The 23,027-nt window shown below is 62.0% G+C and carries 27 protein-coding genes; all 27 read right to left on the bottom strand.

All coding sequences use genetic code 11. The annotated features are described in order from the left end of the window. Nucleotides 1–4: 4 nt before the first annotated feature. On the bottom strand, nt 5–448 hold the full coding sequence (gene rplO / locus EO141_RS14690; protein WP_016900650.1) for a 50S ribosomal protein L15: 444 nt from the start codon (nt 446–448) through the stop codon (nt 5–7). 4 nt (nt 449–452) lie between these two features. Continuing rightward, the gene (gene rpmD, locus EO141_RS14685; RefSeq protein ID WP_104582267.1) at nt 453–644 is read right to left on the bottom strand and encodes a 50S ribosomal protein L30; all 192 of its coding nucleotides are present in this window, start codon (nt 642–644) and stop codon (nt 453–455) included. Beyond that, nucleotides 637–1,179 carry a 30S ribosomal protein S5 gene (gene rpsE, locus EO141_RS14680; protein ID WP_127169539.1) on the bottom strand — a complete coding sequence of 181 codons (543 nt, stop codon included), beginning with the start codon at nt 1,177–1,179 and terminating at the stop codon, nt 637–639. Before rpsE ends, rpmD begins: the two co-directional genes overlap by 8 nt. A 158-nt stretch (nt 1,180–1,337) precedes the next feature. Continuing rightward, entirely contained in the window at nt 1,338–1,697 is a 360-nt protein-coding gene (rplR, locus tag EO141_RS14675) for a 50S ribosomal protein L18 (RefSeq protein ID WP_016900655.1), read from the bottom strand. 90 nt (nt 1,698–1,787) lie between these two features. After that, nucleotides 1,788–2,315: a 50S ribosomal protein L6 gene (gene rplF, locus EO141_RS14670; protein WP_104608441.1), complete on the bottom strand. Its 528-nt coding sequence runs from the start codon at nt 2,313–2,315 to the stop codon at nt 1,788–1,790. 15 nt (nt 2,316–2,330) lie between these two features. Next, entirely contained in the window at nt 2,331–2,729 is a 399-nt protein-coding gene (gene rpsH / locus EO141_RS14665; RefSeq protein ID WP_010371096.1) for a 30S ribosomal protein S8, read from the bottom strand. Nucleotides 2,730–2,934: 205 nt separating this feature from the next. Next, nucleotides 2,935–3,240 carry a 30S ribosomal protein S14 gene (gene rpsN, locus EO141_RS14660; protein ID WP_005917137.1) on the bottom strand — a complete coding sequence of 102 codons (306 nt, stop codon included), beginning with the start codon at nt 3,238–3,240 and terminating at the stop codon, nt 2,935–2,937. An 18-nt stretch (nt 3,241–3,258) separates the two neighbouring features. Next, nucleotides 3,259–3,801: a 50S ribosomal protein L5 gene (gene rplE, locus EO141_RS14655; RefSeq protein WP_010371090.1), complete on the bottom strand. Its 543-nt coding sequence runs from the start codon at nt 3,799–3,801 to the stop codon at nt 3,259–3,261. Nucleotides 3,802–3,812: 11 nt separating this feature from the next. Next, a complete protein-coding gene (rplX, locus tag EO141_RS14650) occupies nt 3,813–4,130 on the bottom strand; it encodes a 50S ribosomal protein L24 (RefSeq protein ID WP_003486696.1) in 318 nt (105 codons plus the stop codon). A gap of 15 nt (nt 4,131–4,145) precedes the next feature. Continuing rightward, nucleotides 4,146–4,514, bottom strand: a complete 369-nt coding sequence (gene rplN, locus EO141_RS14645; protein ID WP_003486699.1) for a 50S ribosomal protein L14 — start codon at nt 4,512–4,514, stop codon at nt 4,146–4,148. A gap of 14 nt (nt 4,515–4,528) precedes the next feature. Beyond that, nucleotides 4,529–4,798: a 30S ribosomal protein S17 gene (rpsQ, locus tag EO141_RS14640; RefSeq protein WP_102252624.1), complete on the bottom strand. Its 270-nt coding sequence runs from the start codon at nt 4,796–4,798 to the stop codon at nt 4,529–4,531. An 11-nt stretch (nt 4,799–4,809) separates the two neighbouring features. Further along, nucleotides 4,810–4,995, bottom strand: a complete 186-nt coding sequence (rpmC, locus tag EO141_RS14635) for a 50S ribosomal protein L29 (protein ID WP_006450638.1) — start codon at nt 4,993–4,995, stop codon at nt 4,810–4,812. Next, nucleotides 4,995–5,408 (bottom strand): 50S ribosomal protein L16, encoded by a 414-nt coding sequence (gene rplP, locus EO141_RS14630; RefSeq protein WP_011036127.1) that lies wholly within the window; start codon nt 5,406–5,408, stop codon nt 4,995–4,997. Before rplP ends, rpmC begins: the two co-directional genes overlap by 1 nt. A 5-nt stretch (nt 5,409–5,413) precedes the next feature. Then, nucleotides 5,414–6,148, bottom strand: coding sequence for a 30S ribosomal protein S3 (rpsC, locus tag EO141_RS14625; RefSeq protein ID WP_102252623.1), 735 nt, complete (start codon nt 6,146–6,148; stop codon nt 5,414–5,416). A 17-nt stretch (nt 6,149–6,165) separates the two neighbouring features. Further along, nucleotides 6,166–6,501, bottom strand: coding sequence for a 50S ribosomal protein L22 (rplV, locus tag EO141_RS14620; RefSeq protein ID WP_002811686.1), 336 nt, complete (start codon nt 6,499–6,501; stop codon nt 6,166–6,168). A gap of 13 nt (nt 6,502–6,514) precedes the next feature. Further along, nucleotides 6,515–6,784 carry a 30S ribosomal protein S19 gene (gene rpsS / locus EO141_RS14615; RefSeq protein ID WP_005993369.1) on the bottom strand — a complete coding sequence of 90 codons (270 nt, stop codon included), beginning with the start codon at nt 6,782–6,784 and terminating at the stop codon, nt 6,515–6,517. Nucleotides 6,785–6,790: 6 nt separating this feature from the next. Continuing rightward, nucleotides 6,791–7,618, bottom strand: a complete 828-nt coding sequence (rplB, locus tag EO141_RS14610) for a 50S ribosomal protein L2 (RefSeq protein WP_003486715.1) — start codon at nt 7,616–7,618, stop codon at nt 6,791–6,793. 10 nt (nt 7,619–7,628) lie between these two features. Further along, on the bottom strand, nt 7,629–7,928 hold the full coding sequence (gene rplW / locus EO141_RS14605) for a 50S ribosomal protein L23 (protein WP_002811694.1): 300 nt from the start codon (nt 7,926–7,928) through the stop codon (nt 7,629–7,631). Continuing rightward, nucleotides 7,925–8,530, bottom strand: coding sequence for a 50S ribosomal protein L4 (gene rplD / locus EO141_RS14600; protein WP_016900669.1), 606 nt, complete (start codon nt 8,528–8,530; stop codon nt 7,925–7,927). Before rplD ends, rplW begins: the two co-directional genes overlap by 4 nt. A 12-nt stretch (nt 8,531–8,542) precedes the next feature. Continuing rightward, nucleotides 8,543–9,193, bottom strand: coding sequence for a 50S ribosomal protein L3 (rplC, locus tag EO141_RS14595; RefSeq protein ID WP_006450633.1), 651 nt, complete (start codon nt 9,191–9,193; stop codon nt 8,543–8,545). Between the two features lie 11 nt (nt 9,194–9,204). Then, a complete protein-coding gene (gene rpsJ, locus EO141_RS14590) occupies nt 9,205–9,516 on the bottom strand; it encodes a 30S ribosomal protein S10 (RefSeq protein ID WP_003486723.1) in 312 nt (103 codons plus the stop codon). A 463-nt stretch (nt 9,517–9,979) separates the two neighbouring features. Further along, nucleotides 9,980–11,170, bottom strand: coding sequence for an elongation factor Tu (tuf, locus tag EO141_RS14585; protein WP_104582262.1), 1,191 nt, complete (start codon nt 11,168–11,170; stop codon nt 9,980–9,982). Between the two features lie 48 nt (nt 11,171–11,218). After that, nucleotides 11,219–13,336: an elongation factor G gene (fusA, locus tag EO141_RS14580; RefSeq protein ID WP_046345811.1), complete on the bottom strand. Its 2,118-nt coding sequence runs from the start codon at nt 13,334–13,336 to the stop codon at nt 11,219–11,221. A 137-nt stretch (nt 13,337–13,473) separates the two neighbouring features. Further along, the gene (gene rpsG, locus EO141_RS14575) at nt 13,474–13,941 is read right to left on the bottom strand and encodes a 30S ribosomal protein S7 (protein WP_005993356.1); all 468 of its coding nucleotides are present in this window, start codon (nt 13,939–13,941) and stop codon (nt 13,474–13,476) included. 12 nt (nt 13,942–13,953) lie between these two features. Continuing rightward, complete coding sequence (gene rpsL, locus EO141_RS14570; RefSeq protein ID WP_002811712.1) at nt 13,954–14,328, bottom strand: 30S ribosomal protein S12; 375 nt, start codon at nt 14,326–14,328, stop codon at nt 13,954–13,956. Between the two features lie 222 nt (nt 14,329–14,550). After that, on the bottom strand, nt 14,551–18,765 hold the full coding sequence (gene rpoC, locus EO141_RS14565) for a DNA-directed RNA polymerase subunit beta' (protein WP_104582265.1): 4,215 nt from the start codon (nt 18,763–18,765) through the stop codon (nt 14,551–14,553). Nucleotides 18,766–18,865: 100 nt separating this feature from the next. After that, a complete protein-coding gene (rpoB, locus tag EO141_RS14560) occupies nt 18,866–23,017 on the bottom strand; it encodes a DNA-directed RNA polymerase subunit beta (RefSeq protein WP_104535790.1) in 4,152 nt (1,383 codons plus the stop codon). Nucleotides 23,018–23,027 lie beyond the last annotated feature (10 nt).

Genomic DNA, 23,027 nt, shown 5'->3' with positions numbered 1-23,027 from the left:
CCGATTACTCCTCTACGCTGCCGCCGGCAGCTTCGATTGCTGCCTTGGCGCCTGCACTTGCGGCCACGCCCTTCAGCACGAACTTCTTGCTCAGCTCGCCCTTCAGCACGATCTTCGCCTTCTTGGCGCGGCTCGGGACCAGATTGGCCGCACGCAGCGCTGCAAAGTCGATCTCACCGGCTTCCAGCTTGTCCAGCTGGTAGGACAACACTTCGGCACTGTCACGCGCCATCTTCGAACGGAAACCGATCTTCGGCAGACGACGCTGCATCGGGGTCTGGCCGCCTTCGAAGCCGGCCTTGATCTTGCCGCCGCCCTTGCGCGCGAACGAACCCTTGTGGCCGCGGCCACAGGTCTTGCCAAGGCCGGAGCCGATGCCACGGCCGACGCGGGTGCGCTCGGTGCGGGCGCCGTCGGCGGGCTTGAGGTCATTGAGATGCAAAGTCATGGGATTAGTCCTCAACCTTGACGAGGTAGTGAACGGTGTTGATCAGGCCGCGAACCTGCGGGCTGTCCTTCAGTTCACGCACATCGTTGAGCTTATTCAGGCCCAACGCACGCACCGACAGGCGGTGACGCGACTGGGTTCCACGCAGGCCACGCACCAGGCGCACCGTCACGGTCTTGTTGGTGTCCTTAGCCATGGTTGAGCTCCTCCACCTTCTTGCCGCGCTTGGCCGCAACACGCGCCGGCGACTGCACTTCCGACAGACCCTTCAGGGTTGCACGGACCAGGTTGATCGGGTTACGCGAACCAACCGCCTTGGCCAGCACGTTCTTGACGCCAACCGCTTCCAGCACAGCGCGCATGGCGCCGCCGGCGATGACGCCCGTACCTTCCGAGGCCGGCTGCATGTAGACGCGTGCTGCGCCATGGCCGGACTTGACGGCATGCCACAAGGTACCGTTGTTCAGATCGACGGTGGCCAGGTTCTTGCGCGCCTGTTCCATCGACTTCTGGATGGCGACCGGCACTTCGCGCGCCTTGCCATACCCGAAACCGACCTTGCCCAGACCATCGCCGACCACGGTCAGCGCGGTGAAGGTGAACTGGCGACCGCCCTTGACCGTCTTGCTGACGCGATTGACCGCGACCAGCTTTTCGATCATGCCATCGTCGACTTTCTCTTCGCGGTTACGGTCGCGTTCACGACCCCGCGGTGCACGTTCTTCTGCCATCTTGATTCCTTGATTGATTGAGTATGTACGGCTCGAAGCCGCTTATGGTTGTGAAGTCACGCAGTGTTCCCGGCTCCGTTGCAAAAGAACGGGACGGTCCGGCATCTCCCTGCCGGCGGTATCGCGGACGTGACCGATGGCCACGTCCGCAGCAGTGCTTAGAACTGCAGGCCGCCTTCGCGAGCTGCATCGGCCAGCGCCTTGATACGGCCATGGTAGCGGTAGCCCGAGCGGTCGAACGCGACCTTCTCGATGCCCGCAGCCTTGGCGCGCTCGGCGATCAGCTTGCCGACCTTGACGGCCGCATCGCTGTTCTTGCCGTTCTTCAGGCCTTCCTTGACGTCGGCCTGCAGGGTGTTCGCCGCGGCAATCACCTTGGAACCGTCGGCGGTGAAGACCTGCGCATACAGATGCTGGCCGGTGCGCAGCACCGACAGGCGAGCGACGCCCAGCTCACGGATGTGCGAACGGGTGGACTTGGCGCGACGCAGACGGGCGATGTTCTTGTTGATGCTCATGATATTTATCCTACGGAAGCTGAAGGAAGCAGGCTTTTGCATCGAAAAGTCCGGCCATGGATGGCCGGGCTCCTAGCAGAGGGACCTGCGTTACGCCTTCTTGGCTTCCTTGCGAATGATGACTTCACCGGCGTACTTCACACCCTTGCCCTTGTAGGGCTCCGGCGGACGGAAACCGCGAATCTTGGCGGCGACTTCGCCGACGCGCTGCTTGTCGGCGCCCTGGACCACGATCTCGGTCTGGGTCGGGGTCGACAGCGTGATGCCTTCCGGCGCCACGAACACCAGCGGATGCGAGAAACCGAGCGCCAGGCTCAGATCCTTGCCCTGCATGGCGGCGCGGTAACCGACGCCGACCAGCTCGAGCTTGCGCTCGAAGCCTTCGGACACACCCTTGACCATGTTGGCCAGGATGGCGCGCACGGTACCGGTGATGGCGATCTGCGACGGGTCATTGGCCGACAGCGTGGCAACGTCGCCGTCGATGGCGATTTCGACGCCAGTCGGCTTCGGCAGGGTCAGGGTGCCCTTCGGGCCCTTGACGCTGACCAGCTCGGGCTGGACGTTGAGTTCAACACCCTTCGGAAGGGAAACAGGCTTCTTGGCTACACGGGACATGATCGATTCCTTCCCTTAGGCCACGAAGCACAGGACTTCACCACCAACGCCGGCTTCGCGAGCCTGCGCATCGGTCATGATGCCCTTCGACGTGGAGATGATGGCGATACCCAGGCCACCCAGGACCTTGGGCAGCTCGGTCTTGCCGCGGTACTGGCGCAGACCCGAGCGCGAGAAACGCTTCAGGGTCTCGATGACCGGACGGCCTTCGAAATACTTCAGCACGATTTCCAGCTCCGACTTGTTGTTCTCGGTTGCTGTCACGCGCAGGTCGGTGATGTAACCCTCGTCCTTCAGGACCTGGGCGATCGCAACCTTGATCTTGGACGACGGCAATTTCACCGTCTGCTTACCAACCGCGGCCGCATTCTTGATGCGTACCAGCAGGTCGGCGATGGGATCAGTCATGCTCATATGAGTACCTTTGAGTGCACCGATATCCGCTTTCGCGAAAATCTTGTGTTTTCCTGGGGATGGGCCAGGACCCTTTACGCCATGCCGCGCCCATGCGGGCAAGACAGAAGCGGAAGTATACGACAAAAGAGCCCGACTTGCGTCGGACTCCCCTGTTGAACAGAACGATCCTGTTCAAGCCGGCCGCGAACGGCCGGCAATGCTGTTACCAGCTTGCCTTGCGCAGGCCCGGAACGTCACCGTTCATCGTGGCCTTGCGCAGCATGTTGCGACCCAGACCGAACTTGCGGTAGACACCGCGCGGACGGCCGGACAGCTCGCAACGGTTGCGGTGGCGGCTCGGCGACGAATCGCGCGGCAGCTTCTGCAACTTGGTCGACGCGTCGATCTTCTCTTCGTAGGACGCATCCTGACTGGAGAGGATCTTCTTCAGCGCATCACGCTTGCCTGCGAATTTCTTCGCCAGCTTTGCACGCTTGATGTCGCGGTGGATCATGGAGGTCTTTGCCATTTCGGATGTCCTCGACGGTCAGTTACGGAACGGGAACTTGAACGCTGCCAGCAGCGCCTTCGCTTCCGCATCCGTCTTGGCGGTGGTGGTGATGGCGATATCCATACCGCGAATCGCGTCGACGGCGTCGAAGTCGATTTCCGGGAAGATGATCTGTTCCTTCACACCCATGTTGAAGTTGCCACGACCGTCAAAGGAGCGACCGGAAACACCACGGAAGTCGCGCACGCGCGGCAGCGAGATGTTGATCAGACGATCCAGAAACTCGTACATCTTGGCGCGACGCAAGGTGGTCTTGCAGCCGATCGGCCAACCGTCACGAATCTTGAACGATGCGACCGAAACGCGCGACTTGGTGACCACCGGCTTCTGGCCGGAGATCTTGGACATGTCGGCGACCGCATTTTCCAGAATCTTCTTGTTGGTAGCCGCCTCGCCCACGCCCATGTTGAGCGTGACCTTGACCAGCTTCGGCACTTCCATCGGATTGGTGTAGCCGAATTCCTTCATCAGGGCCGGCACCACGTTTTCCTTGTAAAACTTTTCGAGACGAGTGTTCATGATCGCATTCCTCAGGCGTCGAGCGCCTCACCGCTGGAGCGGAACACACGCAATTTGCGTCCATCCTCCAGCACCTTGAAGCCAACGCGCTCGCCCTTGCCCGTTGCCGGGTTGACGATATTGACGTTGGAGATATGGATCGACGCTTCACGCTCGACCACGCCGCCGGCGACACCCGCCTGCGGGTTCGGCTTGGTGTGGCGCTTGATGACGTTGGCATTGGAGACGATCACGCGATCGCCGTCCACACGCACAACTTCACCCTGCTTACCCTTGTCCTTGCCGGTGTTGATGACGACCTGGTCGCCCTTCTTGATACGGTTAGCCATGTATATGTCCTCCGCTCACAGCACTTCGGGAGCGAGCGAGACGATCTTCATGAACTTCTCGGAACGCAGCTCGCGCGTCACCGGCCCGAAGATGCGGGTCCCGATCGGCTCCTGCTTATTGTTCAACAGCACAGCGGCGTTGCCATCGAAGCGGATCAGCGAACCGTCGGGACGGCGCACACCCTTGCGGGTACGCACCACGACGGCGTCGTAGACTTCGCCCTTCTTGACCTTGCCACGCGGAATGGCGTCCTTGACGGTCACCTTGATGATGTCGCCAATGTGTGCGTAGCGGCGCTTGGAGCCGCCCAGCACCTTGATGCACATCACTTCCTTGGCACCCGAATTGTCGGCGACATCGAGGTAGCTCTGCATCTGGATCATGATTCAGATCTCCCTTATTCGGCCGAACGGGTGACGATTTCGACCACCCGCCAGTTCTTGGTCTTGGACATTGGAGCAATCTCGGTCACACGCACGACGTCGCCTTCGTTGCAGGCATTGTCGGCGTCGTGTGCGTGGAGCTTGGACGAGCGCTTGATGTACTTACCGTACAACGGGTGCTTGACCTGGCGCTCCACCAACACGGTGACCGTCTTGTCCATCTTGTTGCTGACGACACGGCCTTCGACCGTGCGCAGCGTTTGCTTTTCGTTGTTGTCGCTCATCGCGGCCGTCCTTACTTGGTGCTGCCGAGCAGGTACTTGACGCGAGCAATCTCGCGGCGCACCCGGCGGGTATCGTGGGTCTTCGGCAGCTGGCCGGTGACCTGCTGCATACGGAGCGAGAACTGCTCCTTACGCAGATCGGTCAGGTGGGCCTTCAGTTCGTCAGCCGACTTCTCGCGGAGTTGTTTGATATCCATCAGCGCACCGTCCGGGTCACGAAAGTGGTGGTCACCGACAATTTCGCGGCGGCAAGGCGGAACGCCTCACGTGCGATATCTTCGGGAATCCCCTCGATTTCATAGATCATGCGGCCCGGCTGAATCTGCGCGACCCAGTACTCCACGTTGCCCTTACCGGAGCCCATGCGGACTTCGATCGGCTTCTTGGTGATCGGCTTGTCGGGGAACACACGGATCCACATCTTGCCGCCCTTCTTGACGTGGCGGCTGATCGTACGACGTGCTGCTTCAATCTGACGCGCGGTCAGCTGACCGTGCGCGGTTGCCTTGAGGCCGTACTCGCCGAAGCTGACGGCGTTTCCGCTCCATGCCAGGCCGTCGTTACGGCCCTTGTGCATCTTGCGGTATTTGGTTCGCTTGGGTTGCAACATTGCCGTTACCTCGCTTCACGAGCCGGGCGCGAAGGACGGTCACCACGGTCGCCGCGATCGTTACGATCGTTGCGCGGGCTGTCGTCCTGCTTCTCCTGGCCAACCTGGGAGAAGTCGAAGACCTCACCCTTATAGATCCAGACCTTGATGCCGATGATGCCGTACGTCGTGGACGCCTCGGCAAAACCGTAATCAATGTCGGCACGTAGCGTGTGCAGCGGCACGCGGCCTTCGCGGTACCACTCCGAACGGGCGATTTCTGCACCGTTGAGGCGGCCAGCCACGTTGACCTTGATGCCCAGGGCACCCAGGCGCATCGCGTTGCCGACCGAGCGCTTCATTGCACGGCGGAACATGATGCGACGCTCAAGCTGCTGCGCGATCGACTCGGCGACCAGCTGCGCATCCAGCTCCGGCTTGCGCACTTCGGTGACGTTGATGTGGGCAGGAACACCCATCATCGCGCTCACTTCCTTGCGCAGCTTTTCGATGTCCTCGCCACGCTTGCCGATCACCACGCCCGGGCGGGCGGTGTGAATGGTCACGCGGGCGGTTTTGGCAGGGCGCTCGATCAAGATCTTGCTGATACCTGCCTGCGCGAGCTTCTTGCGCAGCATTTCACGCACTTTCAGGTCGGCTGCCAGGTAGGCGGCGAAGTCGGCCTTGTTTGCGTACCACTTGGAATTCCAGTCCTTGGCGATGCCAAGGCGAATTCCAGTCGGATGAACTTTATGACCCATGGTCTTTTCCTTTCCGCTTACTTGGCGGCGCCGACAATCACAGTGATGTGACTGGTGCGCTTGAGGATGCGGGTACCGCGGCCTTTCGCCCGCGCCATGAAACGCTTCAGGGACGGACCTTCATCAACCATGATGGTCTTGACCTTCAGCTCGTCGACATCCGCGCCCTGATTGTTCTCGGCATTGGCAATCGCCGACTCCACAACCTTCTTGATCAGGTGCGCAGCCTTTTTATCCGAGAACTTCAGCAGATTGACCGCACGTTCGGCGGACAAACCACGCACCTGGTCAGCGACCAGGCGGGCCTTCTGCGGGGAGATGCGCGCGGTGCGCAGGATTGCTTTCGCTTCCATCGTCATCTCTCCCTTACCTGCTCGACTTCTTGTCGCCACCGTGACCCTTGAAGGTCCGGGTGACGGCAAATTCGCCGAGCTTGTGGCCGACCATATTCTCGTTGACGAGCACCGGAATGTGGTTCTTGCCGTTATGCACGGCGATGGTGATGCCTACCATTTCCGGCAGGATCATCGAACGGCGCGACCAGGTCTTGATCGGCTTCTTGCTACCCGCAGCGGACTCCACCTTCTTTGCAAGGTGGTGATCGACGAACGGGCCCTTCTTGAGTGAACGTGCCATGGTCGATTAGCCCCTACGATCGCGGACGATGAATTGCTGGGTGCGCTTGTTCTTGCGCGTCTTGTAACCCTTGGTCGGAACACCCCACGGGGTGACCGGATGCGGATTACCCTGGCCAGCCTTGGCCTCACCACCACCGTGCGGGTGATCGACCGGGTTCATGGCCGCACCGCGAACGGTCGGGCGAACACCGCGCCAGCGCTTGGCGCCAGCCTTGCCCAGCTTCTCGAGGTTGTGCTCGTCGTTGCCGACTTCGCCGATGGTGGCGCGGCACTCGACCGGCACCTTGCGCATTTCGCCCGAGCGCAGACGCAGCGTGGCATAGATGCCTTCGCGAGCGACCAGCTGGACGGCTGCACCGGCAGCACGTGCGATCTGAGCGCCCTTACCCGGCTTCAGCTCGATACCGTGGACCGTCGTACCGACCGGGATGTTGCGCAGCGGCAGCGTGTTGCCGGTCTTGATCGGCGCGTTGGCACCGGCAATGACCTGATCGCCAGCCTTCAAGCCCTTGGGGGCGATGATGTAGCGACGCTCGCCGTCGACATAGCACAGCAGGGCGATATGAGCGGTACGGTTCGGATCGTATTCGATCCGCTCCACACGCGCCGGAATACCTTCCTTGTTGCGCTTGAAGTCGATGATGCGGTAGTGCTGCTTATGACCACCACCGACGTGACGCACGGTGATGCGGCCATGGTGGTTACGACCACCGGACTTGCTCTGCGAATCGAGCAGCGCCGCGTGCGGTGCGCCCTTGTGCAGATCGGGAGTAACCACGCGCACGGCGGAACGACGGCCGGGAGAGGTGGGTTTGAACTTCATCAATGGCATGGGATGGACCTCAGGCCTTGGCCGTTACGTCGATGGACTGACCATCAACCAGGCGGACGTACGCCTTGCGCCAATTGCCACGGCTGCCAGCACGGTTACGGAAGGACTTGCTCTTGCCCTTGACGTTGACCACGTTGACCGCTTTGACCTTGACGTCGAACAGCTGCTCGACCGCGGCCTTTACATCGGCCTTGGTGGCTTCGTTCGAAACTTCGAAGACATACTGGTTGGAGATTTCCTGCAGGCGCGCGGTCTTTTCGGAGACTCGCGGAGCACGCAGCACGCTGAAGATTTTTTCGTTGCTGCTCATGCCAGCCACTCCTCGACCTTCTTGACCGCATCGGCGGTGATCACGACCGTATCGGCCCCGACCAGAGCGACCGGATCCAGACCCTGCACATCACGCACCTGCACATACGGCAGATTGCGGGCGGACAGATACAGGTGCTCGGAGGCTTCCTCGGTGACGATCAGCGGGCGCTTGCCCACATCCAGTCCCTTCAGCTTCTCGATCAGACCCTGGGTCTTGGTGGTTTCGACGTCGAACGCATCGACGATCATCAGGCGACCCTGGCGATTAAGCTCAGAGAAGATCGCGCAGATGGCCGCACGGTACATCTTGCGGTTGACTTTCTGTTCGAAGCTGCGCGGCTTGGCCGCGAAGGTCACGCCGCCGCCGACGAAGATCGGAGCCGTCAGCGCGCCATGACGCGCACCGCCGCCCTTCTGCTTCTTCGACTTCTTGGTCGTGCCCGCAACTTCCGAACGCGTCTTCTGTGCCTTGGTACCAGCGCGACCGGCATTGCGATAAGCGACGACGACCTGGTGAACCAGATCTTCGCTGAATTCGCGACCGAACACGGCATCGGAGACCGAGACCTTGTTGTTGCTACCCGTGATAACGAGTTCCATCGTCATCTCTCCTTATGCCTTGCTCGCCGGACGGACGATCACGTCGCCACCAGCTGCGCCAGGCACGGCGCCGCGGATAGCAATCAGACCACGCTCGACGTCGACCTTGACCACTTCCAGGTTCTGCGTGCTTTGCTGCACGGCGCCCATGTGGCCCGACATCTTCTTGCCCGGGAAAACGCGACCCGGGGTCTGGCGTTGACCCAACGAACCCGGCGCGCGATGCGACAGCGAGTTACCGTGAGTTGCATCGCCCATACGGAAGTTGTAGCGCTTGATGGTGCCCTGGAAACCCTTACCCTTGGTGACGCCCTGGACGTCGACCTTCTGGCCGACCTCGAAGATGTCCGCCTTGATTTCGCCGCCGACGGCGAAATCGCCGAGCTGGGCATCTTCAACGCGGAATTCCCACAGGCCGCGACCCGCTTCCACCTTCGCCTTGGCGAAGTGGCCAGCAGCCGGCTTGTTGACCAGCGCGGCACGACGGGCACCAACGGTAATCTGCACGGCGCTGTAGCCGTCAGCTTCGACGGTCTTGATCTGCGCGATGCGGTTTGGAGTTGCTTCGATCAGCGTGACCGGTACCGAGCGACCGTCTTCGGTGAAGACGCGGCTCATACCAGCCTTGCGGCCTACGAAGCCCAACGAATATTTCTTCGTCATGGTCGTAGTCCTCAGGTCAACTTGATCTGAACGTCGACGCCAGCCGCGAGTTCGAGCTTCATCAGCGCGTCCACGGTCTTGTCGTTCGGGTCGACGATATCGAGCACACGCTTGTGCGTGCGGGTTTCGTACTGGTCACGCGCATCCTTGTCGGCATGCGGGGATACGAGGATGGTGTAACGTTCGATCTTGGTCGGCAACGGGATCGGGCCACGCACTTGCGCGCCGGTCCGCTTAGCCGTTTCGACGATCTCGCTGGCCGAACGGTCGATCAAACGATGATCGAACGCCTTCAACCGAATCCGGATCTTTTGTTCCGACATGACGGAAGCTTCCTTCGTTAAAAGAGCGACGGGCAAGGCCTCTGGGATACCTGCCCCGATATTCCTGACGTAGATGAAATCGCCATGCATCCTGCTGACGAGGGCATTTCCTCCGCCCAAAAACTGAGGCAGACCGGTAAACCGGCCTGCCCAGACGGAAAAGTATAATGCGCAACAAGAGCACGGTCAACAACAGGTGAGTTGTTGAGTGCTCCATGCAACGCGACCTTCCCGGTCTGGCGAACACGAGCGGCATCCTGCCGTTCTTTTCGCTGTAACTCAGCGCCCTACCCAGGGACACCGAGCCGCGCATTATAGCGAGGCACCTTTACATGCGCAAGCGCCCTGCCCGATAAAGACGCCGGCCGCGCACGCACCTCCGACTCGGCCCACGAAAAAGGGCCGGCTTGCGCCGACCCTTGTTCGTGCGGATCCAGCGACCGAAGCCGCCGGATTGCAGGACTTACTTGACGATCTTGGCAACCACGCCGGCGCCGACGGTACGACCGCCTTCACGGATGGCGAAGCGCAGACCTTCGTCCATCGCGACCGGGTTGATCAGGGTCACGACCATCTTCACGTTGTCGCCCGGCATCACCATCTCCACGCCTTCCGGCAGCTGGCAGGCGCCAGTGATGTCGGTGGTGCGGAAGTAGAACTGCGGACGGTAGCCCTTGAAGAACGGGGTATGACGGCCACCCTCGTCCTTCGACAGCACATAGACTTCGGCTTCGAACTCGGTATGCGGCTTGATCGAACCCGGCTTGCACAGCACCTGGCCGCGCTCGACGTCGTCACGCTTGGTGCCGCGCAGCAGCAGACCGGCATTGTCGCCCGCCTGGCCCTGGTCCAGCAGCTTGCGGAACATTTCCACGCCGGTAACGGTGGTCTTCTGGGTGTCGCGGATACCGACGATTTCGATTTCGTCGCCAACCTTGATGATGCCGCGCTCGATACGACCGGTCACCACGGTGCCGCGGCCGGAGATCGAGAACACGTCTTCGACCGGCATCAGGAACGGACGGTCGACGTCGCGGGTCGGCTCCGGAATGAACGAATCCAGCGCCTCAACCAGCTTCAGGATCGCCGGCACGCCGATGTCGCTCTGGTCGCCGTCCAGCGCCAGACGCGCCGAACCGTGGATGATCGGCGTGTCATCGCCCGGGAAGTCGTACTTGCTGAGCAGCTCGCGCACTTCCATCTCGACCAGCTCGAGCAGCTCGGCGTCGTCGACCATGTCGGCCTTGTTCAGGAACACGACGATGTGCGGCACACCGACCTGACGCGAGAGCAGGATGTGCTCGCGGGTCTGCGGCATCGGGCCGTCGGCGGCCGAACACACCAGGATCGCGCCGTCCATCTGCGCCGCACCGGTGATCATGTTCTTGACGTAGTCGGCGTGGCCCGGGCAATCGACGTGCGCGTAGTGACGGGTCGGGGATTCGTATTCGACGTGTGCGGTCGAAATCGTGATGCCGCGCGCCTTCTCTTCCGGCGCCGCGTCGATCGCGTCATACGCCTTGAACTCGCCACCGAAACGCTCAGCACCGATCTTGGTCAGCGCGGCTGTCAACGTGGTCTTGCCATGGTCGACGTGACCGATGGTGCCGACGTTCACGTGCGGCTTGGTGCGCTCAAATTTAGCTTTTGCCATGACTAACTACCTCTAATTGAAAAATTTGTGAGAAGCGGCTGAGCGAACTCAGCCCTTCTTGGTGACGGCGTCGGCGATGTTGGCCGGTGCCTCTTCGTAGTGGTCGAATTCCATCGAGAACGTCGCACGGCCCTGGCTCATCGAGCGCAGCGAGGTCGCATAACCGAACATCTCGCCCAGCGGAATCATCGCGTTGATGATCTTGCCCGACGGGCTGTCGTCCTGACCCTGCAGCACGCCACGACGGCGGCTCACGTCGCCCATCACGTCACCCAGGTAATCCTCCGGGCTGACGATCTCGACCTTCATGATCGGCTCCAGCAACACCGGGCTGGCTTTCGCAAAGCCCTGCTTGAACGCCATCGACGCGGCCAGCTTGAACGCCATTTCCGAGGAGTCGACGTCGTGGTACGAGCCGAACACCAGCTTGACCTTCACACCCACCACCGGGAAGCCGGCGATCGGACCACTGGTGATCGTCTCGCGCAAACCCTTTTCGACCGAGGGGATGAATTCCTTCGGGATGATGCCGCCGGTGATGTCGTTGATGAAGAGGAAATCGTCCTTGACGTTGTCACTCTTGCGATCTTCCTCGGTCATCGGCGACAGCTCGATCACAACGTGACCGTACTGACCCTTACCACCGGACTGCTTGGCGTGCTTGTAGTCGGACTTGACGTCGGACTTGCGGATCGTTTCGCGGTAGGCCACCTGCGGCTTGCCGACGTTGGCCTCGACATTGAACTCGCGACGCATACGGTCGACGATGATGTCCAGGTGCAACTCGCCCATGCCCGAGATGATGGTCTGGCCGGATTCTTCGTCGGTCTTGACGCGGAACGAGGGATCTTCCTGCGCCAGACGGCCCAGGGCCATGCCCATCTTTTCCTGGTCCGACTTGGTCTTGGGCTCCACCGCCATCGAGATCACCGGCTCCGGGAACACCATGCGCTCCAGGGTGATGACCTTGTCCTGCGCACACAGCGTGTCGCCGGTGGTGACGTCCTTCAGACCCACGGCAGCGGCGATGTCACCAGCGCGCACTTCCTTGATCTCTTCGCGATTGTTGGAGTGCATCTGCAGGATGCGGCCCACGCGCTCTTTCTTCGACTTGACCGGGTTGTAGACCTGGTCGCCGGAGTTCAACGTGCCCGAGTAGACACGGAAGAACGTCAGCGAGCCCACGAACGGGTCGGTCATGATCTTGAACGCCAACGCCGAGAACGGCGCGGTATCGGTGGCAGGACGGGTGTCTTCCTTCTCGTCCTCGTCGATACCCTGGACCGGCGGACGGTCGGCCGGCGACGGCAGCAGGTGCACGACGCCGTCGAGCATGGCCTGCACGCCCTTGTTCTTGAACGCCGAGCCACAGAACACCGGCACGATTTCGACCTTCAGGGTGCGCTCGCGCAGACCCACCAGGATCTCCTCTTCGCTCAGGTCGCCCTCGTTGAGGTACTTGTCCATCAGGTCTTCGCTGGCTTCGGCAGCCGCCTCGACCATGAACGAACGCGCCTCGGTCGCGATCTCGACCAGGTCGGCCGGGATGTCGCGGTATTCGAAGGTGGTGCCCTGCGATGCGGTATCCCAATGGATCGCCTTCATCTTGAGCAGGTCGACCACGCCCTCGAAGCCGTCTTCGGCGCCGATCGGCACCTGCATCGGCACGGCGTAGGCACCCAGACGGGCCTTCAACTGCTCGACGACCTTGTCGAAGTTGGCACCGGTACGGTCCATCTTGTTGACGAAGGCCATGCGCGGCACGGAGTACTTGTTGGCCTGGCGCCACACGGTCTCGGACTGCGGCTGCACGCCACCAACGGCGCACAGCACGAACACCGCACCGTCGAGCACGCGCAAGGAGCGCTCCACTTCGATGGTGAAGTCGACGTGCCCGGGGGTATCGATGATGTTGAAGCGGTGCTGCGGCATGGACTTGTCCATGCCCGACCAGAATGCAGTGGTCGCAGCGGAGGTGATGGTGATACCACGCTCCTGCTCCTGCTCCATCCAGTCCATCACTGCAGCGCCGTCATGGACTTCGCCGATCTTGTGACTGACACCGGTGTAGAACAGGATGCGCTCGGAGGTGGTGGTCTTGCCGGCATCGATGTGGGCCATGATGCCGAAGTTGCGGTAACGCTCGATAGGGGTGGTGCGGGCCACGGGGAGCCTCTCAATTTCTTGGATTTCGGATGGCCGAACGCCGCCTTTCGGCGGCCTTCGGATTGGATGCGACGCCAAAGGCGTCGCAAACAGCACTCAGATGGTGCTGAAGGGCCCCGTTACCAAGGCCCACGAGGTCACCAGCGGTAATGTGCGAACGCCTTGTTCGCCTCCGCCATACGGTGCGTCTCTTCGCGCTTCTTGATCGCGCCGCCACGGCTTTCCGAGGCGTCCAACAGTTCTGCAGCCAGCTTGCGCGGCATGGTGTTCTCGCCACGCTTGCGCGCGGAGTCGATCAACCAGCGCATTGCCAGCGCCATGCGACGGGAGGAGCGCACTTCGACGGGCACCTGATAGGTAGCACCACCGACGCGACGCGATTTAACTTCGACAGCCGGGGCCACGTTGTCCAGTGCTTTCTGCACCAGCTCGACGGCATTCGGATTCTTTTCGCCAATGACGTCCATCGCGCCATAGACAATTTTCTCAGCAACCGACTTCTTGCCACTCTGCATCACCATATTGATGAAGCGGGCAATGGTTTCGCTGCCATGCTTTGGATCAGGCAGGACGGTGCGCTGCGGAGTAGAACCTTTACGGGACATTGGAGTGTTTCCTTAGCTCTTCGGGCGCTTGGCGCCGTACTTGGAACGACCTTGACGGCGCTTTGCGACGCCGGCGGCGTCCAGCGAACCACGGACGGTGTGATAACGCACACCGGGAAGATCCTTGACGCGGCCACCGCGAATCAGGACCACGGAGTGCTCCTGCAGGTTGTGGCCTTCACCACCGATGTAGCTGATGACCTCTTCCTGGTTCGTCAGGCGCACCTTGGCAACCTTACGCAGGGCCGAGTTCGGCTTCTTCGGGGTAGTGGTATAGACGCGTGTGCAGACGCCACGGCGCTGCGGACACTTGTCCAGTGCCGGAGAGGCACTCTTGTAGGTGGTCGCTTGCCGAGGCTTGCGGACCAGCTGATTGATCGTCGTCATCAGTTGATTCTTCTGATTGAGAGGCCGAGACGGCCTTGCACGAAAACAAAGGCAGGCCGAAAAACGGCCCGCCGAGACAGGGAAGTATAGCTGGCAGGACGAAACTCCGTCAACTTCACGGAAATCTAACCCTGCTGGCCCATCCAAAGGCCGGAAAACGGAGGGCCTCCTGCCCTCCTTTTCGCTTGGCTTACGGCGATCTTGCGACCGCCGTCGGAGCGCTTACTCCTCGTCCGCGCCAGCGTCGGCCACGGCTGCGACCGGTTCGGCAACCGTCGGCTTGCCCGACAGCGTTTCCATTTCCGAGTCGGTCAGACCCGACGACTTGCGACGTCCGGCGTGATACGCCAGACCGGTACCGGCCGGGATCAGACGACCCACGATCACGTTTTCCTTCAGACCGCGCAGGTTGTCGCGGGTGCCGCGCACGGCAGCCTCGGTCAACACGCGGGTGGTCTCCTGGAACGAGGCCGCCGAGATGAACGACTCGGTGGCCAACGAGGCCTTGGTGATACCCAGCAGCACCGGATCGTACTTGGCCGGCAGCTCGTTGCGCTTGACCAGGCGGGCATTTTCCTCGATGACGCGCTGGCGCTCGACCTGCTCGCCGTTGAGGAACTTGCTGGTGCCCTGGTCGGTGATCTCGACCTTGCGCAGCATCTGGCGGGTGATCACCTCGATGTGCTTGTCATTGATCTTCACGCCCTGCAGGCGATACACGTCCTGGATTTCCTTGACCAGATACGCGGCCAGCGGCTCGACACCCAGCAGACGCAGGATGTCCTGCGGGCTCGGCTCGCCGTCCACCACGGTCTCGCCCTTGGTCACATGCTCGCCTTCGAACACGATGATCTGGCGGTACTTGGGAATCAGCTCTTCGTGTTCCGACCCATCGGTATCCTTGATGATCAGGCGCTGCTTGCCCTTGGTGTCCTTACCGAAGCTGATGATGCCCGAACGCTCGGCCAGGATCGCCGGATCCTTCGGCTTGCGCGCTTCGAACAGATCGGCAACGCGCGGCAGACCACCGGTGATGTCGCGGGTCTTGGACGCTTCCTGCGGGATCTTGGCGACCACGTCGCCCACGCCGACGGCGGCACCGTCCTGCAGGTTGACGATGGAGCGCGGCGGCAACAGGTACTGCGCCGGCAGATCCGTATTTGGGATCGTCAGGTCGTTGCCCTTGCCGTCGACGATGCGCACGATCGGGCGCAGCTCCTTGGCATGTGCACCGCGACGCTTCGGGTCGGTGATTTCGCGCGAGGCCAGACCGGTCAGTTCGTCGGTCTTCTCGATGACGGTGACGCCGTCGACGAAGTCGATGAAGCGGATGAAACCGGCCACTTCCGACACGATCGGGTGGTTATGCGGATCCCAGTTCGCCACGCCCTGCCCGGCCTTGACCGCATCACCATCCTTGGCGGTGATGGTGGCGCCGTACGGCAGCTTGTAACGCTCGCGCTCGCGGCCATGGCCGTCGAGCACGGACAGTTCGCCCGAACGCGAGACAGCGACCAGCGCGCCGCTGGCGTGCGCCACCGACTTCAGGTTGTTGAACTTCACCGAACCGGTGGTCTTGACGGTGATGTTGTCCACCGCCGCCGCACGTGATGCCGCGCCACCGATGTGGAACGTACGCATGGTCAGCTGGGTACCCGGCTCACCGATCGACTGCGCCGCAATGACGCCGACCGCCTCACCGATGTTGACCTGGTGACCGCGGGCGAGATCGCGACCGTAGCAGCGTGCGCACACGCCGAACGAGGATTCGCAGCTGATGGTCGAACGCACCTTCACCGACTGCACGCTGGCGTCTTCCAGCTTGGCAACCCAGGCTTCGTCCAGCAGCGTGTTGCGGGTGACGATCGGCTCTTCGTCGTTGCCCGGCAGGTACACGTCCTCGGCCACCACACGGCCCAGCACGCGCTCGCGCAACGGTTCCACCACGTCGCCGCCTTCCACGATCGGGGTCATGATCAACCCTTCGGTGGTGCCGCAGTCGACCTCGGTGATCACCACGTCCTGCGCCACGTCGACCAGACGACGGGTCAGATACCCCGAGTTCGCGGTCTTGAGCGCTGTATCGGCCAGACCCTTACGGGCACCGTGGGTGGAGTTGAAGTACTCCTGCACGTTCAGGCCTTCGCGGAAGTTCGCCTTGATCGGCGTCTCGATGATCGAGCCATCCGGACGCGCCATCAGGCCGCGCATGCCGGCCAGCTGACGGATCTGCGCCTGGCTACCACGCGCACCGGAGTCGGCCATGATGTACAGCGAGTTCATCGACTTCTGGTCGATGGTCTCGCCCTTGGCATTTTCGACCTTCTCGGTACCGATGGTGTCCATCATCGCCTTGGCGATGCGCTCGCTGGTGCGTGACCAGATGTCCACGACCTTGTTGTAGCGCTCGCCGGCGGTGACCAGACCGGACTGGTACTGTTCCTGGATCTCCAGCACTTCGGCTTCGGCCTCGGTGAGGATGCCCTTCTTCTCGTCCGGGATCAGCATGTCGTCGATGCCGATCGACACGCCTGCGCGGGTCGCATAGGCATAGCCGGTGTACATCAGCTTGTCGGCGAACACGACGGTGTCCTTCAAGCCCAGCAGACGGTAGCTGGAGTTGATCAGGCGCGAGATGTTCTTCTTGGTCATCTCGGTGTTGGCCAGCTGGAACGGCAGGCCTTCGGGCAGGATTTCGCTCAACAGCGCACGCCCGACCGTGGTGTCCACGATCGAGGTGCCGCTGCTGCGCTTGCCGTCGGCTTCCACGTCCACCTGGGTGATGCGGACCTTGACCTTGGCGTGCAGTTCCACCACGCGGTTGTCGTAGGCGCGCTTCACTTCGCTGGTGTTGGCGAACACCATGCCTTCGCCCTTCTTGTTCTCCAGGGCGCGGCTCATGTAGTACAGGCCCAACACCACGTCCTGCGACGGCACGATGATCGGCTCGCCGTTGGCCGGCGACAGGATGTTGTTGGTGGACATCATCAGCGCACGCGCTTCCAGCTGGGCTTCCAGCGAGAGCGGCACGTGGACGGCCATCTGGTCACCGTCGAAGTCGGCGTTGAACGCAGTACACACCAGCGGATGCAGCTGGATGGCCTTGCCTTCGATCAACACCGGCTCGAACGCCTGGATGCCCAGGCGGTGCAGGGTCGGCGCACGGTTCAGCAGCACCGGGTGCTCGCGGATCACTTCTTCCAGGATGTCCCAGACTTCGGCTTCTTCGCGCTCGACCAGCTTCTTGGCGGCCTTGATGGTGGTAGCCAGGCCGCGACGCTGCAGCTTGGCGAACACAAACGGCTTGAACAGCTCCAGCGCCATCTTCTTCGGCAGGCCGCACTGGTGCAGCTTGAGGTACGGACCGACGGTGATGACCGAACGACCGGAGTAGTCCACGCGCTTGCCGAGCAGGTTCTGACGGAACCGGCCCTGCTTGCCCTTGATCATGTCGGCCAGCGACTTCAGCGGACGCTTGTTGGTGCCGGTGATGGCACGGCCGCGACGGCCGTTGTCCAGCAGCGCATCGACCGATTCCTGCAGCATGCGCTTCTCGTTGCGCACGATGATGTCCGGCGCATTGAGCTCGAGCAGACGACGCAGACGGTTGTTGCGGTTGATCACGCGGCGGTACAGATCGTTCAGATCCGAGGTCGCGAAGCGGCCGCCATCCAGCGGCACCAGCGGACGCAGGTCCGGCGGCAGCACCGGCAGCACGGTCATGACCATCCACTCCGGACGGTTGCCCGATTCCAGGAAGGCTTCGATCAGCTTGATGCGCTTGGTAAGGCGCTTGAGCTTGGTTTCCGAACCGGTGCTGGCGATTTCCTCGCGCAGGCGGGTCATTTCCGACTGCAGGTCGATCGTGCGCAGCAGCTCGTACACCGCCTCGGCGCCCATGGCGGCGTCGAAGTCGTCGTTGTACTCCTGGCGTGCGGTCAGGTACTGCTCTTCGGTCAGCAGCTGGCGGCGCTCGAGCGGGGTCAGGCCCGGCTCGGTGACCACGTAGGCTTCGAAGTACAGCACGCGCTCGATGTCACGCAGGGTCATGTCCAGCATCAGGCCGATGCGCGAGGGCAGCGACTTGAGGAACCAGATGTGTGCGACCGGCGAGGCCAGGTCGATGTGACCCATGCGCTCACGACGCACCTTGGCCAGGGTGACTTCGGTGCCGCACTTTTCGCAGACCACGCCGCGGTGCTTCATGCGCTTGTACTTGCCGCACAGGCACTCATAGTCCTTGATCGGTCCGAAGATGGCGGCGCAGAACAGGCCGTCACGCTCGGGCTTGAAGGTCCGGTAGTTGATGGTTTCGGGCTTCTTCACTTCGCCGTAGGACCACGAACGGATCAGGTCCGGCGATGCCAGCGCGATCTTGATCGCGTCGAAATCCAGCGTCTGGCGCTGTTGATTGAAGAGGTTGAGCAGGTCTTTCATTTGATATCTCCGGGTCGGAGGAATTTCGTATCTGAGATGAAACCGAGGGACTTACGTTCCAGATCCCGGCACCGCGTTGCGGCACCGGGATCCGGCGCGATCACTCTTCCAGTTCCATGTTGATCGCCAGCGAGCGGATTTCCTTCACCAACACGTTGAAGGATTCCGGCATGCCCGCGACCATCTCGTGCTCACCATCGACGATGTTCTTGTACATCTGGTTGCGGCCCTGCACGTCGTCGGACTTCACCGTCAGCATTTCCTGCAGGGTGTAGGCCGCGCCGTAGGCTTCCAGCGCCCAGACTTCCATCTCACCGAAGCGCTGACCACCGAACTGCGCCTTGCCGCCCAGCGGCTGCTGGGTGACGAGCGAGTACGGACCGGTCGAGCGCGCATGCATCTTGTCGTCGACCAGGTGGTTCAACTTCAGGTAGTGCATGTAGCCGACCGTGGTCTTGCGATCGAACGCTTCGCCGGTACGACCGTCGTACAGCTGGGTCTGACCGCTCTGCGGCAGCTCGGCCAGTTCCAGCATGCGCTTGATTTCCGCTTCGCTGGCGCCGTCGAACACCGGGGTGGCCATCGGCACGCCATCGATCAGGTTCTTGCCCAGGTTGAGCAATTCCTCATCGCTGAACTGCGACAGGTCCACGCGCTGTGCATTGATCGCGCTGTCGTGGTTGTAGATGTCGTCCAGGAACTTGCGCAGCTCGCTGACCGCCGCCTGGGCTTCCAGCATGCGCTGGATCTTGCGACCCAGGCCCTTGGCGGCCCAGCCCAGATGCACTTCCAGAATCTGGCCGATGTTCATACGCGACGGCACGCCGAGCGGGTTCAGCACGATGTCGACCGGCTCACCGGTGGCCATGTACGGCATGTCCTCGACCGGCACGACATTGGAGACCACACCCTTGTTGCCGTGGCGGCCTGCCATCTTGTCGCCCGGCTGGATGCGGCGCTTCACTGCCAGGAACACCTTGACCATCTTCAGCACGCCCGGTGCGAGGTCATCGCCCTGGGTGATCTTGCCGCGCTTGTCGGCAAAGCGTGCCTCGAATTCCTTCTCGTGCGCCTGGATCTGCTTCTGTGCGCGTTCGATGGCGTCGGCGGCGTCTTCGTCCTTCATGCGCAGCTGGAACCAGTCGGACTTCTTCAGCCCGTCCAGATACGCGTCGGTGACGTTGTCGCCCTTCTTCAGGTTCGGACCGCCGTTGGCAACCTTGCCCACGATCTGCGAACGCAGACGTGCGTAGATGGCCGCTTCCAGGATGCGGAACTGGTCGTCGAAATCCTTCTTGACGCGCTTGATCTCGGACTCTTCGATCTGACGCGCACGCTTGTCCTTCTCGATGCCGTCGCGGGTGAAGACCTGCACGTCGATGACGGTGCCGTCCATGCCCGGGGGCACGCGCAGCGAGCTGTCCTTCACGTCGGACGCCTTCTCACCGAAGATCGCACGCAGCAGCTTTTCTTCCGGGGTCAGCTGGCTCTCGCCCTTCGGCGTGACCTTGCCGACCATGATGTCGCCGGCGCGCACTTCCGCACCGATGTACACCACGCCGCTCTCGTCCAGACGGTTCAGCGCCTGCTCGGACACGTTCGGGATGTCGGCGGAAATTTCCTCCGGCCCCAGCTTGGTGTCGCGTGCAACGCAGGTCAGTTCCTCGATGTGGATCGTGGTGTAACGATCCTCTTCCACCACGCGCTCGGAGAGCAGGATGGAGTCTTCGAAGTTGTAGCCGTTCCACGGCATGAAGGCGATCAGCATGTTCTGGCCCAGCGCCAGTTCACCGATGTCGGTGGACGGACCGTCGGCCAGCACGTCGCCGCGCGCGATCACGTCACCCACGTTCACCAGCGGACGCTGGTTGATGCAGGTGTTCTGGTTGGAGCGCGTGTACTTGATCAGGTTGTAGATATCCACGCCGGCATCGGTGCCGCCGCCGATTTCCGCCTCGTTGACCTTGACCACGATGCGGGCCGCGTCGATCTGCTCGATCACGCCACCACGCAAGGCATTGACGGTCACGCCCGAGTCGCGCGCAACCGCACGCTCGATGCCGGTACCAACCAGCGGCTTCTGCGAACGCAGCGTCGGCACGGCCTGGCGCTGCATGTTGGCGCCCATCAGTGCGCGGTTGGCGTCATCGTGCTCCAGGAACGGCACCAGCGCCGCGGCGACCGACACGGTCTGCATCGGCGAGACGTCCATGAAGTGCACTTCGGCCGGCGGCTTCAGCAGCGACTCGCCCTGGAACCGGCACGGCACGAACTGCTCGGTGAGCATGTTCTTGGCATCGGTCAGCGCGTTCGCCTGGGCGATCACGTACTCGTTCTCTTCGATCGCCGACAGGTATTCGACGTCGTCGGAGACCTTGCCGTCCAGCACCTTGCGGTACGGCGTCTCGAGGAAGCCGTACTGGTTGGTGCGGGCAAACACGGCCAGCGAGTTGATCAGGCCGATGTTCGGGCCTTCCGGGGTTTCGATGGTGCAGACGCGGCCGTAATGGGTCGGATGCACGTCGCGCACTTCGAAGCCGGCGCGCTCGCGGGTCAAACCGCCCGGGCCCAGTGCGGAGACGCGACGCTTGTGCGTCACTTCCGACAGCGGGTTGTTCTGGTCCATGAACTGCGACAGCTGCGAGGAGCCGAAGAACTCCTTGATCGCCGCAGCCACCGGCTTGGCGTTGATCAGTTCCTGCGGGGTCAGACCCTCGGACTCGGCCATCGACAGGCGTTCCTTGACCGCGCGCTCGACGCGGACCAGGCCCACGCGGAACACGTTCTCGGCCATTTCGCCGACCGAACGCACGCGACGGTTGCCCAGGTGATCGATGTCATCGACCACGCCGCGCCCGTTACGGATCTCGGTGAGCACCTTGATCACTTCCAGGATGTCGGAGGTATCGGTGTGCTCGGCGACCAGGCGCTTGGATTCTTCGTCGTTGCGCTCGGCAAAGTACTTCTTGTCGTACAGCACCGACTCGCCCAGCACGTCCTTGCGGCCGACGCGGCGGTTGAACTTCATGCGGCCGACCGTGGACAGGTCGTAGCGCTCGAAGGTGAAGAACAGGTTGTGGAACAGGTTCTGTGCGGCTTCCTTGGTCGGCGGCTCGCCCGGGCGCATCATGCGGTAGATTTCGACCAGCGCTTCGAGCTGGGTCTTGGTCGGATCGATGCGCAGGGTGTTGGACAGGTACGGACCGCGGTCCAGATCGTTCACCCACAGGGTGCCGACCGCATCGACGCCGGCCTTGCGGAACGCCGCCAGCTGGTCTTCGGTGATCTCGTCGTTGGCATTGGCCAGCAGTTCGCCGGTCGAGCCATCGACCACGTCGTGCGACAGGATGCGGGTGAGCAGATAGTCGTCCGGCACGGCCAGCGCGGCAACGCCGGCGGCTTCGAGCTGCTTGACGTGACGGGCGGTGATGCGCTTGCCCGCTTCCACGATGACCTTGTCGCCATCGGCCAGGTCGAAGTTCAGCGTTTCACCACGCAGACGCTCCGGCACCAGCTCCAGCTGCACGCCTTCGTCCGGGTTGATGTGGAAGGTGTTGATCTCGAAGAACTCGGCCAGCATCTCTTCGTTGCTGTAGCCGAGCGCACGCAGCAGGATCGACACCGGCAGCTTGCGGCGACGGTCGATACGGGTGAACAGCGCATCCTTCGGGTCGAACTCGAAGTCCAGCCAGGAACCGCGGTACGGAATGATGCGGGCGCTGTACAGCAGCTTGCCAGAGCTGTGGGTCTTGCCACGGTCGTGGTCGAAGAACACACCCGGCGAGCGGTGCAGCTGCGAGACGATGACGCGCTCGGTGCCGTTGACGATGAAGGTGCCGTTGTCGGTCATCAGCGGGATTTCGCCAAGATAGACCTCCTGCTCCTTCACGTACTTGATGGCCTTGGTCGACGACTCGCGGTCGTAGATCACAAGACGCACGGTCACGCGCAGCGGCGCGCCATAGCTCATGCCGCGCTGACGGCATTCACGCTCGTCAAACACCGGCTGACCCAACTTGTAGCCGACGTATTCCAGCGCGGCGTTGCCGCTGTAGCTGGAAATCGGGAACACCGACTTCAGTGCCGCGTGCAGACCGAGGTCCTTACGCTTGGTCGGCTCCACGTCTTCCTGCAGGAATTCGCGGTAGGAATCCACCTGGATCGCAAGCAGGAACGGCACTTCGAGAATCGAGCGCTGCTTGCCGAAGTCCTTGCGGATACGCTTTTTTTCGGTGAACGAATAAGACGTCATGAGTCTTCAC

Source organism: Xanthomonas sp. BRIP62415, from assembly GCF_003993515.1.
Classification (GTDB): Bacteria; Pseudomonadota; Gammaproteobacteria; order Xanthomonadales; family Xanthomonadaceae; genus Xanthomonas; species Xanthomonas euroxanthea.
This window is presented reverse-complemented; position numbering and strand designations above follow the sequence as displayed.

Excerpts from the sequence above, each read along its gene's own strand:
- rplN (WP_003486699.1), bottom strand. The coding sequence starts at position 4,514 with ATGATCCAGATGCAGAGCTACCTCGATGTCGCCGACAATTCGGGTGCC.
- rpsQ (WP_102252624.1), bottom strand. The coding sequence starts at position 4,798 with ATGAGCGACAACAACGAAAAGCAAACGCTGCGCACGGTCGAAGGCCGT.
- rpoC (WP_104582265.1), bottom strand. The coding sequence starts at position 18,765 with ATGAAAGACCTGCTCAACCTCTTCAATCAACAGCGCCAGACGCTGGAT.
- rpsE (WP_127169539.1), bottom strand. The coding sequence starts at position 1,179 with ATGGCAGAAGAACGTGCACCGCGGGGTCGTGAACGCGACCGTAACCGC.
- rpsJ (WP_003486723.1), bottom strand. The coding sequence starts at position 9,516 with ATGTCGGAACAAAAGATCCGGATTCGGTTGAAGGCGTTCGATCATCGT.
- rpoB (WP_104535790.1), bottom strand. The coding sequence starts at position 23,017 with ATGACGTCTTATTCGTTCACCGAAAAAAAGCGTATCCGCAAGGACTTC.
- rpsN (WP_005917137.1), bottom strand. The coding sequence starts at position 3,240 with ATGGCAAAGACCTCCATGATCCACCGCGACATCAAGCGTGCAAAGCTG.
- rplW (WP_002811694.1), bottom strand. The coding sequence starts at position 7,928 with ATGAGCAGCAACGAAAAAATCTTCAGCGTGCTGCGTGCTCCGCGAGTC.
- rpmC (WP_006450638.1), bottom strand. The coding sequence starts at position 4,995 with ATGGATATCAAACAACTCCGCGAGAAGTCGGCTGACGAACTGAAGGCC.
- rplD (WP_016900669.1), bottom strand. The coding sequence starts at position 8,530 with ATGGAACTCGTTATCACGGGTAGCAACAACAAGGTCTCGGTCTCCGAT.
- rplP (WP_011036127.1), bottom strand. The coding sequence starts at position 5,408 with ATGTTGCAACCCAAGCGAACCAAATACCGCAAGATGCACAAGGGCCGT.
- rplE (WP_010371090.1), bottom strand. The coding sequence starts at position 3,801 with ATGAACACTCGTCTCGAAAAGTTTTACAAGGAAAACGTGGTGCCGGCC.
- rplF (WP_104608441.1), bottom strand. The coding sequence starts at position 2,315 with ATGTCCCGTGTAGCCAAGAAGCCTGTTTCCCTTCCGAAGGGTGTTGAA.
- rplB (WP_003486715.1), bottom strand. The coding sequence starts at position 7,618 with ATGCCATTGATGAAGTTCAAACCCACCTCTCCCGGCCGTCGTTCCGCC.
- rplC (WP_006450633.1), bottom strand. The coding sequence starts at position 9,193 with ATGACGAAGAAATATTCGTTGGGCTTCGTAGGCCGCAAGGCTGGTATG.
- rplX (WP_003486696.1), bottom strand. The coding sequence starts at position 4,130 with ATGGCTAACCGTATCAAGAAGGGCGACCAGGTCGTCATCAACACCGGC.
- rplV (WP_002811686.1), bottom strand. The coding sequence starts at position 6,501 with ATGGAAGCGAAAGCAATCCTGCGCACCGCGCGCATCTCCCCGCAGAAG.
- rpsC (WP_102252623.1), bottom strand. The coding sequence starts at position 6,148 with ATGGGTCATAAAGTTCATCCGACTGGAATTCGCCTTGGCATCGCCAAG.
- rpsH (WP_010371096.1), bottom strand. The coding sequence starts at position 2,729 with ATGAGCATGACTGATCCCATCGCCGACCTGCTGGTACGCATCAAGAAT.
- rplR (WP_016900655.1), bottom strand. The coding sequence starts at position 1,697 with ATGAGCATCAACAAGAACATCGCCCGTCTGCGTCGCGCCAAGTCCACC.
- rplO (WP_016900650.1), bottom strand. The coding sequence starts at position 448 with ATGACTTTGCATCTCAATGACCTCAAGCCCGCCGACGGCGCCCGCACC.
- rpmD (WP_104582267.1), bottom strand. The coding sequence starts at position 644 with ATGGCTAAGGACACCAACAAGACCGTGACGGTGCGCCTGGTGCGTGGC.
- rpsG (WP_005993356.1), bottom strand. The coding sequence starts at position 13,941 with ATGTCCCGTAAAGGTTCTACTCCGCAGCGCACCGTCCTGCCTGATCCA.
- rpsS (WP_005993369.1), bottom strand. The coding sequence starts at position 6,784 with ATGGCACGTTCACTCAAGAAGGGCCCGTTCGTCGATCACCACCTTGCA.
- tuf (WP_104582262.1), bottom strand. The coding sequence starts at position 11,170 with ATGGCAAAAGCTAAATTTGAGCGCACCAAGCCGCACGTGAACGTCGGC.
- rpsL (WP_002811712.1), bottom strand. The coding sequence starts at position 14,328 with ATGACGACGATCAATCAGCTGGTCCGCAAGCCTCGGCAAGCGACCACC.